The following is a 14,149-nucleotide window of genomic DNA, read 5'->3' as shown; positions in this document are numbered from 1 at the left end:
CGCTGGGCCCAGTCGCAGTTTCACAAGCCAAACTGTGTTGGCCGCCGTTCCGATACATGCGCTATGCCTCAACCCCGTCCCGCAAATTATCCACCAATCCCTGCAATTCCTTTACCGCTGATTCCACCGCCACGAATTCTTCTGACGAGTTCAGTTCGGCCGCGGCTTTGATTTCTTCCGGCAAACTGCCCAGCAACTCGTGATGGATTAAATTTGTGAGCCAGTCGACTCGCCGCTGAGTAAACACACTGTGCAAGCGATGAAACCACGCCTGCAGCATTCCCGCCCCAGTACCCGCTGCGCCCGCGAGCGCCGTGTCGCCTGCGACCGCTGCCGCTGTGCCTCCGGCGACATCCGTCACTACATGGATGACCATATTGGTGGCCGTGTTGGCCACAACCGGAGCGATCGTTTCGCCTGCTGGTCCCATCCCTAAACTGAACAGCACCACGCTGGTCATCGGGCGGACGGCCGCCGAGACGTTGTGCAGCTGCCGATAAAATTTGAACATGTCCGGACTTTCGGTGCTGAAGGATTCCATTTCCTTAGCCACGGTGTCCTGCAGTTCGGCCTCCATGTCGACCTTCGCGTGATGTCGTCGCAGAGTTTCAATCAATTGCGACCGCGATGACGCATTCAAAATTGCTTCGATGCGCGGCTTGACCATACGGTTGCCGGTGTCGGCCATCCATTGCAGCTTGTCGAACAGTTCTTCCACCGTGGTCAGCACGGCCGACCATTCGGCTTCGCGATATTTGTCCAGCGGCGGAACCGGTTCGCCTTGGATGGCGTTGCGAGCCATCTTAAACGGCCACGTCACGCCGGTGCCTAACGTGTCGTAAAAGACGTTCACGCGTTTGGCCCAGCCTTCCTGTCGCGACTTCCACCACGATCGAATTTCTTCCACAAACGAATTATTCGGCGGTGCAGGCCAGTCACGAATTTTCAGCACCGCCTCGGAGGAAAGCCGCTCAGACGCCGCTGCCAATTCCTGACTGGCTGATCCCAGCGATTTCAAATGCGCCGGAATTCCCGATTCGGAATCCAGAATGCTGTGCAAAGAACCTCGAAGAGTTCGAATTCGAATTTCGCGGAACTTCAGGTTCGACAAATCGGAACTCAAGTCACGCGGCTGCTGATCCGCCGAAACACTGTCGGCATTCCAGTCGTCGGGCACCGGCCAGGGGCGTTCGTAAAACGGCAGCTTCAATTCTTCAGCCGCGCGGCGATCTGCGGGCGCGAGATACACGGCGTCCGGGGTAATGTTTGTTTCGCGGCAGAAGGTGGCAAGCCATGTCGGCCAGTATTCTTCGTCTTCGGGAAGCAGACACTGATTGAATACGACCAGCACGGCCTTATCTTCGGCACCGGCTTTGCGGAAGAATTCCTTCACTGCCGCGTCGTTGTACTTCTGCTGAGTCAGCACGGCAATCAGCACATCCGCCGAACGTCGTACGGCGTCGGCCCGAACCCAGTTCACTCGAGCATCACTGTCGATGTCGGGCGTGTCCAGCACCAGCAGCGTCGGCGGAAGTTCAGGAGCAGTTCGCCAGAACAATTCGTGCTCGTCAGATTCTGCCAGCGCCAAATCGGCCTCGGACCATTCGTGCAGCCTGAAATCGGGAAACACGTCCTGTAGATCGTGGCGATCCGCAAAGCCCGTCGGCAGCAGACAGACGGGATGCTTCGTGCCGGATGCCAACGGACTCGACGCACTGGCTCGACAATTTGCCAGGTGGTTGAAGATGACACTTTTTCCGATGTTCGTCCCGCCCACCACGGCCGCCACCAGCCACGGATCGCCGCCCAGTTGAGGCATCAGTTTCTGCCGCAACAGTTCATACCATTCCTGTCCCTCAAGCGGCTGGGGCTGCAGAAAAGCGGCCTTGTCCTGCAAGCTCTGCAGCCCGGTAAAGACCTGCTGGGTCGCTTCAGAAATACTTTGAAAGGCGGATTTGAGATCAGGTTCAGAAGACATGAGGGGCCGGTTTTATCAGTAGTTCGCTCAACAATGAATAATGTAGCAGGTTTATCAGCATTAAAAAGAAGACGGATTTGGTTCCGCCGAGTCGTATTGCCGCGCCGCTTGTGGCTTTGCCCAGCGACCAGACGACCTGCATACGCTCTCATGCCGCTATGCCCCGTAGCTGAATTGCGGCTGTCGTAGATTTCGCCAGAAATCCTGAGCGGTCGTAGAATCGCAGGAACTTTGGTGAGGCCCACTGCAATTCCCCATGGCTCAATCCGCGGCTGCGTTTTGCACGGCGAGGTCGCCCCGCAGACTTTGTGTTTCTGGTAGCGTCAAGTTAGACTAAACGCGTCAGAACACTCGGGGGCCAGACGCCGTACGATTACGACGCGGCGGAATGAGAACTCAATCATGATCCATTTTCACACGTATCACCTTGATGGATCCGACGACGTCCTTATCGTCGAACTCGCCGGACGACTCGACACCGACTCGGCCGAAACGTTCTTCAAGCGGCTGGATGAAGAAATCGAAAACGGGCACGTGAAGCTCGTGTTCGACTGCCACAAACTGGAGCACGTGTCCAGCTTGGGATTCGGCATGATGATCCGCGGCCATTCCCGCGTTCAAAAAGTTGACGGCGCCGTGCGGTTTGCCAGACTGGAAGGTATTATCGCCGAGGCGTTTCAGGTGGTCGGCTTTCACAAGCTGTTCGACAACTACGAATCCGTCGAAGCGGCCGTTGCATCCGTCGCCTGATTAGCCGAACGAGACAGGCCCACCACCAGCCCGATCGCCACGACATTCACAAGCAGATTCGTTCCGCCGTAACTGATAAACGGGTGAGGCACGCCCTTCGGTGGAACCATGGCGGTGACCACTGCAACATTCGCCAACGCCTGCATCACGATCTGAATCACCAACGTCGTGCCCAGAATCCATTCAAACGAATCGCGCCGCAGCGGTCGCAAAACGGCTCGCCCGGTCAGCAATACGCCGACCCAAATCACAATCACGGTGAACGTGCCGGCCAGTCCCAGTTCTTCGCCAATCACGGCGAACACGAAGTCCGTATTCGCTTCCGGAAGGTAGCTTAGCTTCTGCCAGCCGCCGCCAATGCCCGTGCCTTCCAGCCCGCCGGAACCTAACGACATCAACGACTGTCGAATCTGCCATGGAGCCTGCGACAAGTCTTTCCACGCGGCCACGAATCCCGTGATGCGTTTCATCTGATACGACTTCAACGCCAGCAGCGACACCGCCGCCGGAAGCGCCAGAACGGCCGATCCAATAAAATACCTTAGCGGCCAACCGCCAATGAACAGTGAGATCACAAAACCGGCCGCAAGAAACACGGTCGCGCCGAGATCCGGTTCCACAGCAACCAGTGGCAGCACCAACACCAGCGGCAGCAAGGTGCGAGGAACTGTCTTCAAACCAAACCCGCCCGCCGCGCGCAGATCAGTCAGAATCTTTGCGGCGACAATCGGTAGAATGATTCGGCCGAGTTCAGACGGCTGCAGCGACATGCCACCGACGCGCAGCCATCGTTGAGCTCCGTTCACGCGAGTCCCAACGCCAGGCGTCAATACGGCCACCAACAGTACCAAAAGCAGGACGTAAAACGTCATCGCGTTCTTCTTCAAGAACGCGGCGGGAAGGCAGGATGCAAAGTAACCGCAACTGACAGCGATGCCCAGGAATAACAGATGCCGGTTTAGGTAGACGGTTTCCGACTGGCCGGGCGTTGATGTCAGGCTCGCACTGTGCACCATCTGCACGCCGACCCCCAGTAGCACACATACCAGCCCGACAAACAGTCGGCGCATGTCGTCCTGATCCCGCAGCTTTGCGGAAAGACGGTTTGGGAGATTAGGTTCCGCAATGGAGCTCACGAACTTGTTCAATGTTCAACAATGGAAAAAACGAGCCAACTTCCGTACTGTGCGTTATCGACTGCCGACCGTCCGCCGCCCGAATTTCGCAGCGGTCGTGTCAGCATTGACCGTCCTGCAGGTTTTACCGCAGCAAATTCATTCGAAAGAACGTTCGCCATGAGGCACCTCGCCCGATCATCTTGCGCATTCTTCCTTGTCGGCAGCCTGTTGGCCGGGCAATCGCCCGCTGACGAATGGGGAACGCTGAAGGGCCGCATTGTCTTCACGGGTGAAGTGCCCCAACCGGAACCGTTGGAAATCCGACGCGATGAAGATGTCTGCGGCCAGCACAACCTGACCGACGCATCGCTGATTGTGAACAAAGACAACAAGGGTCTACAGAACGTGGTCGTTTGGTTGTCTACGAAAGACAAAATCCAGGTCCACCCGTCGCTGCAGGCGCCGCCAAAGCCCGCCATGCTGGACAACAAGAACTGCCGCTTCGAGCCGCGAATTGTTCGGCTTCGCACCGACCAGACTTTGCAATCCATTAACTCAGACCCCGTCGCTCACAACGTCGCCGTCTACGCTCGCCGCAACACGCCCTTCAGCGAAATTGTGCCTCAGGACAAGCCGCTGGAAAAAACGTTCGCGCGCGAGGAGCTACTTCCGATTCGAATCGACTGTTCCATTCATTCGTGGATGCGAGCGTACCTGATCATCACCGATCACCCGTATTCGGCCGTCACCGACAAAGACGGCAACTTCGCCATCCCCAATCTTCCGCGCGGCGATTGGCAGTTTAAGTTTTGGCATGAGAAAATCGGCTACCTGAAGTCGATCAACCACGGCGAAGAATTAATCGAACTTAAACGAGGCACGTGGCCGATCAAGATCGATCAAGACGAAGTGGCGTTGAACGAACTTTCAGTCAGCTCGTTAGAAGACGAATAGCCGACGCTGCCGGGACTGCTTCTGGTGCAGCGCATTTGGCAAGGATGGGCATGCCGCACGATTTGCGGGCAGTCCAGGTTGTTGCGTCGAAGCAACTGCGGCCCGTTCACGCGATGATGTCGTGAATCGGTTTGCCGCAGTCGATCTCCAGACGCTTTTGGCCCGGGATTTCCATTTTGCGTGAATCAAGTCCCAGTTGATGCAACAGCGTCGCGTGAATGTCGGTGACGTAATGGCGATTCTCAACGGCATGGAATCCGATTTCGTCTGTCGCACCATGAGCGATCCCGCCTTTGAGTCCTCCGCCCGCCATCCAGACGGAAAATCCGTACGGATGGTGGTCTCGACCGTCCGATTTTTCGGCACCCGGCGTGCGACCAAATTCGGTCGCCCAGACAACAAGTGTCTCATCCAGCAGGCCACGTTGCTTCAGGTCCTTCAGCAGACCAGCGATCGGTTTGTCGACGCGTTCGCAGTTTCGAGTGTGGTTTTCTTTAAGCTTGGTATGAGCATCCCAGCCACCGCCTCCACCGCCGCCGTCGTAGATCTGCACAAACCGAACACCGCGTTCGACCAGTCGGCGAGCCGCTAATGCCTGTCGCCCCATAGGCTCGGTCGGCTTTTTGTCGAGGCCGTAGAGCTCCTGAGTGTCCTTCGTTTCGTCGTTCAGGTCGACCACTTTCGGCACCGACATCTGCATACGAAAAGCCAGTTCGTAAGCCTTGATGCGGGCCTTTAACTGAGCATCATCCGGATACTGAACGGCCGTTAGCTGGTTGAGGTCTCGAAGTAAATCGAGCTGGTCGCGCCGTTCGTGAATGCCGACACCGGAACCTGGCGTTCCGAACGGAAGTGGATTCTTGGGGTCCAGAGCCATCTTGACTCCCGCGTGTTCCGGCCCCAGATAACTTCCATCATGAGCCCCCACACCTCCGCAGCAATCGCCTGGTGGCGGTCCCATGACGACAAACTGAGGCAGATTGTCGTTCAGACTTCCCAGGCCATAATGAACCCACGATCCAATGGAAGGATAAAAACCGTCGAAGATGTGCCGGCCTGTGTGGAACTGCAATTGCGCCGCGTGATCGTTGTCCGTGGTCCACATCGACCGCACAACTGAGATGTCATCGATACAGCTGCCGACATGAGGCCACCAGTCGCTGACTTCAATGCCACTTTCTCCGCGACGCCCGTAGCCAACCTGCAACGGATAAAGCTGAGCCATCATGGCTCGCGGTTTGCCGCCGAAGTCTCGCACATTCTTTTTGTAAAACGGAGACTCCAGAACGCCCGCGCCGAAGGGGGATTCGTCGATCGTCATGCCAGCGTATTTGTTAACGGCGGCCTTGGGGTCGAAGGATTCGAGATGACTGGTGCCTCCGTTCATGAAGAACCAGATGACACTCTTCGCCTTTGGGAAAAACTGCGCCTGTTTCGGTTCGGCAAATGGCCGTTCAGAAGCGACGCCCTCGCGCTGCATCATGGCTCCAAGAGCCAACGCCGCGAAGCCGGTGCCTCCATCGGCCAGAAACTTACGTCGCGGTTTGCGGTCACTGGTATAGTCGCTATTTGGCATGATGTTGTTCACGAGATCATCTTATTGTTACAAAGTCGTTATGCAAAAACAGAACATGGACAAGGTTCTCGCGTGCGCGGACGGTTGAATCCAGTGCGGCCGCCCGCACTGAAGATCCGCCGGCTGAGAACGGTTCCGCTGTAGCAGAGTCCAACAGCTGTGAATGTTCTGCAAGAAAGGTTTGGCATCGAATGATTTCAGTCGGTGTTGGCTTCCGACAGAGCACTGTCTCAAATGCCGACGTAATAAAGTCATCGGCTTCCTCAAGCTGTTCCGCCACCGTGCGGGCACAATCGAGCGTTAATCCGCTATTCATCATTGCCAGCGATTGATGCGGTACGACACTTTCTTTACGGCGATAACAACCGTTGGGATCTGCGACGTCGAACACTTCCAGCATCGCCATTTTTTCGTTCGGTGTATTGCGAAAGTAGAGGCTGCGTCGCGGGACTTTTTCGCCATCGGTTTCCGGTATCTCCGGGCCACCCATCTTCGCGTCCAGACGATTCGACAGGTGAAGAGCCGAGTCGCGAACGACTTCGGCTTCCATCCGTTTCGAGTGCATGCGCCAGAGATAACGGTTTTTGGGATCAATCTTCCTTGCCGTATCCACCGCCGTCGACTCGCCGTCGCTCCCGCTGGACATTCGATACGTGGCCGACAGCACGATTTTCCGGTGCAACGACTTCATGCTCCAGCCGCTGGATATTAACTCCGAAGCCAGGAAGTCCAGCAGTTCCGGGTGAGTTGGCTTGTTCCCATTCAGACCGAAATTTTCTGGCGTACCGACCAGTGGCTGACCGAAGTGACGCGTCCAAATATGGTTCGCCGCAACTCGCGCTGTGCGAGGATTATCGTCGCTGGTGATCCATGCCGCCAGGGCAGACCTTCGCCCTGTGCTTGTCTTCGGGAACTGTTCGCCGACCGGTGTGTAGCTTCCTTCAAGGTCCTTTGCGGTTTCCTGCGCGGCCATGAGTGCCTGTTGAGCGGCCGCTTGTTTTTTCTGATCGTCACCAGCCGACATAACGCCGACTCTGGCACGAAAGACGGCAACCGCGCGTTCGGCTTTCAGGGCTTCGCGAGCCAACTCTGCCGCCGATTCCTCGTCGCCATCAAGATGTGCTGCCACGTCCGCAGCCAGTCGCTTGCGAATGGAATTCGCTTCGGCTTCCACCGAGTCTCGTTCAGCCATCGCGACAGCGAGCCCGTGTTCTGCGTCACGTAGCTCCCGCGCTAAAGTTGCCACAGATTCGGGTTTCTGCGTGATGCGAAGCTCGAGGAACTCGGCAGCACCATTGTGAACCCACAGGGCAAACCGCCCGTCTTTGCGCTGCAGCGGCATGACATATTCGAGTTCTCGTTTTCCGTTTAGGTCAATCGTTAGCGCGGAACCTTCGACCGAAACGTCGAGGACCGTTTCTTCGCCGACAGTCAGTGACGTTGGTACAATTCCAGCTTTCGGATAAAGCTGCTTGCCGCCCGTGCGATGAAAGGCCTGAACACTTTGAGCACTGTCTCCGGTACTGGTGTAAACGTCCTGAGAATGACCTTTGTCTTGATAATCGAAACTGAAGCCTACAGAACGATAGGTGCCAGGGGTTAAGGTCCGATAGCGAAGGTGAATGTGTACGTCGGCTGGCAGCTTCGTCGTCGTCGCCATGGTGGCAAAACTTGTGACCGCACGCTGAACGAGTTTTCCATTCTCATACTGCCAGGTTCCATTGACAGTTTCCCACACATCAGGTCGAGCAGCAGAGAAATCGTCGTGCAGAACCACGGTGGGATCGCTGGCGGAGGCCGGTGACCCAGAAGCTTCATTCGCCGCAGCCAGTTTTTGAGCCGCATCCGCCGCAGTTTTCTGTGCCTTTGCAACTTTTTCAGTCGCGTCGGCCACATCAGCCTTCGCCTTTGCCAGCACCGTTTCTCGTACTTCAGGTCGAAGCATTGGAAACCAGGTTTCAGCAGGAAGATCGACCGGCGTTACGTTGACGGTTCCTCCCAAAGCAGCCGGAACGCCCGGTGCCAGCGGCTTCGTTTCATCTGGGTAGCGGCTGTCACCACGTTCGAACAGGTACGTCGGCGCATCAACGTTCTTGTCGTACACAAGAGCCACTCCATCGTTCAGCACCTGCCCCAACGTGGCGTCCTTTTGAGTGGTCGTGAAGGCAGAAACCGGATCCGTGCGAACATCGTGCGGTTCGAAGAACGCTCGAAACCGGTAGTACTCTTCCTGAGTCACCGGGTCGAACTTGTGGTCGTGACAGCGACAGCACCGCAACGTTAGCCCCAGAAACGCTTCGCCCGCCCGTTCGACCGTGTCAAACATCCAGACATCGCGATCGAACTTATACCAGTTGCGCCCAAGGTACCCCGTCGCCGACAGCCGCGATTGATCGACCTCCGAATGCTCATCGGCCGACAACATTTCCCGGACCATCTGGTCGTAGCCCTTGTCTTCGTTCAACGAAGACACGATCCAGTCGCGCCACCGCCAGATGTGCCGCTGGCTGTAACGAATTTCGTTGCTTCCTCGACTGCCATACCAGTCGCTGTATCGCCAGACGTCCATCCAATGACGCGCCCATCGTTCGCCATGTTGCGGTCGGGACAACAGTTCATCGACGATGGTTTCGTAAGCGGACGGCGAATTATCGGACAGGAATCGATGCAGCTCATCACGAGTCGGCGGCAGTCCGATCAAGTCAATAAACACGCGCCGCAGCCAGGCTTCCTTCGGCGCCTCAGCCACAACAGGTAAGTCCTGCTTTTCACGCGGTCCAGCAACAAAGTAGTCAATGTCGCTGCGACACCAGCCAGGATTCTTCAGTTCCGGCAACGGCGGTCGACGGTTGGGCTGATAAGACCACCACGCTCTCGGATCTGCTTGAGGTTCTTCGTCGTCCGGAACGGGAGCACCAGAACTGATCCAGTCACGGATCAATTGGATCTCGTCGTCAGTCAGCGGCGAGCCTTCATTGGCAGGCGGCATCTGAAACCCAGCATCACCAGTCAAAACGTCAAGCAGAAGACTGTCCGTCAGTTGCCCGGCCGTTAACGTAGTTCCTGAGTCGCCACCTTTGATCAAGTCTTCGGCGGTATCCAGCCGCAACCCGCCAAGCTGCTTTAACGAACCATGGCAGGCATAGCACTTGTGTTCCAACAGCGGCTTAACGTCTCGCAGATAGTCCGCACCGATAGCCGATGACGCGATCAGGAAAAACGACAGTCCACATTGCAGGACAACACGCATGAGGAACACTTTCCGGTGGGATGAGCCATCGACATGATTCTGGTGGGAAGAATCGGTCATCAGGCTCGGTTTGGCGGGACTAAAAGGATACCCCCACATGCCAACGGATACAATTCAGAAAGCATAACCCCGCATCAACGCTGCCGTCTGAGGCGGACAACGCTCCTTGGCCCGGTCAGTGCAGCATCGCTATGTGGTCGCTCTTTAACCGCAGCCAACCTGAGAAACGCTCGCTGAAACGTCGACGACAACTGATTTGATCGTCCCGCAACCATCAGCGTTCCACGACTGGGCTTACGCTTGGACAACTCTAAGCAATCAAATCTTCAATTACGTGACCATGGACGTCGGTGAGTCGGAAGTCGCGGCCTTGGTAGCGGTAGGTTAGTTTTTTGTGGTCGATGCCCAGCAGGTGCAGAATGGTCGCGTTGCGGTCGTGGATGTGCATGGTGCCGGGTGTCCAGGTGGACGCGTCTGGTTGAGGCGTCATGGGCGTGCCATCTTCGTGGGCGATGTTGTAGCCGTAGTCGTCGCTGCGGCCGTACGTGATTCCTGGCTTGATGCCGCCCCCCGCCATCCATGTCGTAAAGCAGCGAGGGTGGTGGTCCCGACCGTAGTTTTCGCGGGTTAACGTTCCCTGGCAATACGCCGTGCGACCGAATTCGCCGCCCCATACAACGAGCGTGTCTTCCAGCATGCCTCGTTGCTTCAGATCCATGATCAGCGCCGCGCATGCCTGATCGACGTCTTTGCACTGAGAACCGTGTTCGCGCGGCAGGCCCCCGTGAGCGTCCCAGCCTCGATGAAAAATCTGGATATTGCGGACGCCACGTTCAGCCAGCCGACGTGCGTTCAGGCAGCACGCTGCGAATGTGCCCGGCGTCTTTGCGTCTTCACCGTACAGTTCGAAGGTGGTGTCGGTTTCCATGGAAAGATCCATCAATTCCGGCACGGACGTCTGCATGCGATACGCCATTTCGTGCTGACGAATTCTGGCCAGGACTTCCGGATCCGCAAAGCGTTTGTGTTGCTCGTAGTTCAACGTAGCCAATGCGTCAAGTTGCTGACGCCGGTCTTTGCCAGTGACTCCCGCCGGATTGCTAAGATACAACACCGGATCGCCCTGACTTCGCATCAGGATGCCCTGATGGTCAGACGACAGGAAGCCAGCTCCCCACAATCGGTTAAACAAACTCTGTTCCGCAAAATTCGTGCGCGCATGCATGACGACGTAATGCGGCAGGTTGTCGTTGAGGCTGCCAAGTCCGTAGCTGAGCCACGCACCCAGACTGGGCCGCCCCGGAATCTGGCTTCCCGTTTGAATGTACGTAATGGCGGGGTCGTGGTTGATGGCTTCCGTAAACGTGCTGTTGACGACGCACAATTCTTTGGCAACCTTTGCCGTGTGAGGCAATAGTTCGCTGACCCAGACTCCGTCCTGATTGTTGTCGTATCTACGAAATTTGTACTTGCTTGGACACAGCGGCAGACCGTTCTTCTGATTGGCCGTCATGCCTGTGACTCGCTGCCCGTCTCGCACATGAGCCGGAAGCTGCTGATTGAACATGTCCTTGAGCTTCGGCTTGTAGTCCCACATATCGAGGTGACTGGGCCCGCCACTCATGAAGAGATAGATGACTCGCTTGGCCGTCGCCGGGTGATGTGTGCCTTTGAGCACGCCGGTTGTTTCGGCCTTCAGGTCGTCAGCCAGCAAACCGGCAAGAGCGGCCGTGCCAAGGCCAAGGGTGGCTTTGCCGAAAAGATGGCGGCGGGTTGAAAGAAGGTGTTGCTCGTGGATTGGGTTCATGGCATTGAAGTTGTGAGGTTTGGGTTAAACGCCGAGGACGCAGAGTCGCAGAGAACCGCAGAGGTTGCACACTACGATCTATTCTTTGCGGCCCTCTGCGTCTCTGCGACCTCCGCGTTAAAATACGACCTGTTGGGTTTAGTACAACAAGATCGCCGCGTCACTCGCTAACACCGTCGTGACAACCTGCGACCACGCTGCGACTTCAACTGCGTTTAACTCCTCGTTGCGAGCAACTTCGCCTATCGACAGTAATGCGGCTGCGTCTTTCGGCGACGAGGAATAGCGTTGCGTCATCGACTTCAGCAATTGGTCACAGGCCGCGCGTTCCGACGTTGTTGGCTCGCGGCTGGCAAGCAACGTAAACAGTAGATTCAACCGTGCTGTGTCGTCGCTTCGTTCCACAATCAAACGTTCTGCCAGCTTGCGAGACATTTCGATACGTTGAGTTTCGTTGAGCAGACCGAGCGACTGCAAAGACGTGTTCGATCGCGACCGACGCACACAGCTTGATTCTCGATCGGGAGCATCAAACAGCGTCATCATCGGATGCGGGCTGGTGCGTTTCCAATAGACATACAGGCTACGACGGTAGAGGCGTTTGCCGCTGTCGGGTTCGTAAAGTTTGGTGTTGCTGGCGGGATGAGCGAGTGCCTTCCACATGCCGGTGGGCTGATACGGCTTAACGCCTTCGCCACCCATGTGAGCATCAAGCATTCCACTCGCCCACAAGCCGGTGTCCCGCAGAACCTCTGCGTCAAGACGATAACTGGTTGCTCTAGCGAACAATCGGTTTTCCGGATCTTCCACGTCCGTTCGCCATGCCGAACTTTGTTTGAAGGTTCGGCTGTGCAGCATGAGTTTCAGCAGATGGTTGCGGTCCCATCTGCTGCTCTGAAGTCGCAAGGCCAGCCAGTCGAGAAGTTCCGGATGAGTCGGCTGTTCTCCCTGGAGTCCAAAGTCTTCCGGTGTTCGAACCAGGCCATAGCCGAACACCTGCTGCCAGATTCGGTTAACCAGAACTCGGGCAACCAGCGGGTTGTCTCGATATGTTAGCCACCTGGCGAGTCCCAGTCGATTGGCCGGTACATCTGGTGGTAAAGAGCCCAGCACAGCGGGCACGCCCGGCAACAGTGCTTCACCAATTGGAAGATTGTACTCGCCGCGCCGCAGCACGTACGTCGGCCGCGGCTGCAGCAAATCCTGAGCGACCAGTGTGGTGGTAAAGGACTCTTCCAACGCTTTGAACTGAGCTTGCAGGTCAGCGGCTCGGGCTTGTAAGGCAGTTTGCGCGGCAAATGGCCCACTCGGGTCGGCGACAGTTTCCAGTTGCTCAGCGGCAGTCGCCTTCGTGAATGCATCAACGGCACCCTCGTCAACAGCGCCACTGTTGACGGCAACACGGACATCAACCAAAAGCTGCCGTCGAAGTCGCTGCAGTTCGTCCCAGCGATCCCAGCCACTTTGATCTGAGGGGGCCTTGAGCACCGGGCCATAGTCGTATTTGTTGCCGTCCATCGGCGATTCGGCCGTGCTGTTGAAAAAGGCCAGCAGTTGATAGTACTCGGTGTGCAAAATCGGATCGTACTTGTGAGTGTGACAGCGAACGCACGTCAACGACATGCCTAGCAACACGGTCCCCAGCGTTTCTGTCCGATCGAAGTTGTTCTTCGCCTGAAATTCGGCCGGGATGGCTCCTCCTTCTGACGTTGTCGGATTCATCCGCACAAAACCGGTGGCGACCCTGGTGGACAACGTCGGATTGGGCAGCAGGTCGCCGGCCAGTTGTTCGACGATAAACTGATCCAGCGGCATGTTCTTGTTGAAGGCTCGCACGACCCAGTCACGATACGGATAAATGCCGCGCCGGTTGTCGAGGTGTAATCCGTGAGTGTCCCCGTACCGAACGGCGTCCAGCCAATAGCGAGCCTGATGTTCGCCAAAACGTGGGCTGTTCATCTGCTGGTCGATGAACTTGTTGTAAGCGTCGTCGCTGGTGTCGTTCAGGAATTCCTGCAACGCGGCTGGCTCAGGTGGCAGGCCGGTCAGAGTGAGCGACACTCGCCGAGCCAGCGTGGCCCGTTCCGCTTCCGGCGCAAAGTCGACGCCACGTTTCTTGTGCTGTCGAGAAATGAATGCGTCAATAATCGCTGCGTCGGGTTCCTGCGGAGTCGGCGTTTCGTTCGTCACGTCCGGCACTACGGCCTGCGGCAGAATGTACGCCCAATGCCTGGCGTATTCGCCACCGGAACTGACCCATCGAGTCAGGGTTTCACGTTCGAGCTCCGTGAGCTGCTTTTCCGCATCGGCGGGCGGCATGGGATCGTCGGCGGAATGAATTCGCTTCAACAGAATGCTGTTCTGTAGTTGGTCGGGATCGATTGCCTTCTGGCCGTCACGCTCTGCGGACGCACCTTCAAACGAATCGAGCCGCAGCATGTCGTCACCGTGTCCGGCGGAATCCGGTCCGTGACAAATGAAGCACTTGTTGGAAAGTATGGGAAGGACGTCGCGTGAAAAATCGACGGCAGGCGGTTCGTCGGCGAAAACGGCGAACGGACTGATTGAACAAGCCAGAATGACGATTTGTGAAAACAGTTTCATTCGACAGGCACCAAAACGTTGAAGTGTGATACGCACATCGTAACGCGCCGGCAGTGAGGCGTCATCTGAGCTTAGTTGCATGGTGGCGGAGGCGGTGACACAATAGGAGTAG

At 56.8% G+C, this 14,149-nt stretch carries 8 protein-coding genes; 2 read left to right on the top strand and 6 right to left on the bottom strand.

The annotated features are described in order from the left end of the window. Nucleotides 1-61: 61 nt before the first annotated feature. Nucleotides 62-1,978 (bottom strand): GTPase, encoded by a 1,917-nt coding sequence (locus Fuma_RS06665; RefSeq protein ID WP_077023442.1) that lies wholly within the window; start codon nucleotides 1,976-1,978, stop codon nucleotides 62-64. A gap of 402 nt (nucleotides 1,979-2,380) precedes the next feature. On the opposite strand from Fuma_RS06665, the gene Fuma_RS06660 reads away from it, so the two are divergent. Further along, nucleotides 2,381-2,728, top strand: a complete 348-nt coding sequence (locus tag Fuma_RS06660) for an STAS domain-containing protein (protein WP_077023441.1) — start codon at nucleotides 2,381-2,383, stop codon at nucleotides 2,726-2,728. On the opposite strand, the gene Fuma_RS06655 is transcribed toward Fuma_RS06660, so the two are convergent. Next, nucleotides 2,689-3,864 (bottom strand): FtsW/RodA/SpoVE family cell cycle protein, encoded by a 1,176-nt coding sequence (locus Fuma_RS06655; protein WP_229360867.1) that lies wholly within the window; start codon nucleotides 3,862-3,864, stop codon nucleotides 2,689-2,691. The two genes, Fuma_RS06660 and Fuma_RS06655, sit on opposite strands and share 40 nt — an antisense overlap. Before the next feature lie 159 nt (nucleotides 3,865-4,023). On the opposite strand from Fuma_RS06655, the gene Fuma_RS06650 reads away from it, so the two are divergent. Next, complete coding sequence (locus Fuma_RS06650; protein ID WP_083731857.1) at nucleotides 4,024-4,800, top strand: carboxypeptidase regulatory-like domain-containing protein; 777 nt, start codon at nucleotides 4,024-4,026, stop codon at nucleotides 4,798-4,800. 106 nt (nucleotides 4,801-4,906) lie between these two features. Here the strand turns inward: Fuma_RS06650 and Fuma_RS06645 are convergent, their stop codons facing one another. The 4 genes from Fuma_RS06645 to Fuma_RS35875 all read right to left on the bottom strand — a co-directional run bounded on the left by Fuma_RS06645 (nucleotide 4,907) and on the right by Fuma_RS35875 (nucleotide 14,037). After that, on the bottom strand, nucleotides 4,907-6,376 hold the full coding sequence (locus tag Fuma_RS06645; protein ID WP_077028147.1) for a DUF1501 domain-containing protein: 1,470 nt from the start codon (nucleotides 6,374-6,376) through the stop codon (nucleotides 4,907-4,909). A 16-nt stretch (nucleotides 6,377-6,392) separates the two neighbouring features. Beyond that, nucleotides 6,393-9,626 (bottom strand): DUF1553 domain-containing protein, encoded by a 3,234-nt coding sequence (locus Fuma_RS06640; protein ID WP_077023438.1) that lies wholly within the window; start codon nucleotides 9,624-9,626, stop codon nucleotides 6,393-6,395. A gap of 310 nt (nucleotides 9,627-9,936) precedes the next feature. Next, a complete protein-coding gene (locus tag Fuma_RS06635; RefSeq protein WP_077023437.1) occupies nucleotides 9,937-11,433 on the bottom strand; it encodes a DUF1501 domain-containing protein in 1,497 nt (498 codons plus the stop codon). A 138-nt stretch (nucleotides 11,434-11,571) separates the two neighbouring features. Then, nucleotides 11,572-14,037: a PSD1 and planctomycete cytochrome C domain-containing protein gene (locus Fuma_RS35875; protein ID WP_077023436.1), complete on the bottom strand. Its 2,466-nt coding sequence runs from the start codon at nucleotides 14,035-14,037 to the stop codon at nucleotides 11,572-11,574. Nucleotides 14,038-14,149: the final 112 nt, after the last annotated feature.

It is taken from the genome of Fuerstiella marisgermanici, assembly GCF_001983935.1.
Classification (GTDB): domain Bacteria; phylum Planctomycetota; class Planctomycetia; order Planctomycetales; family Planctomycetaceae; genus Fuerstiella; species Fuerstiella marisgermanici.
This window is presented reverse-complemented; position numbering and strand designations above follow the sequence as displayed.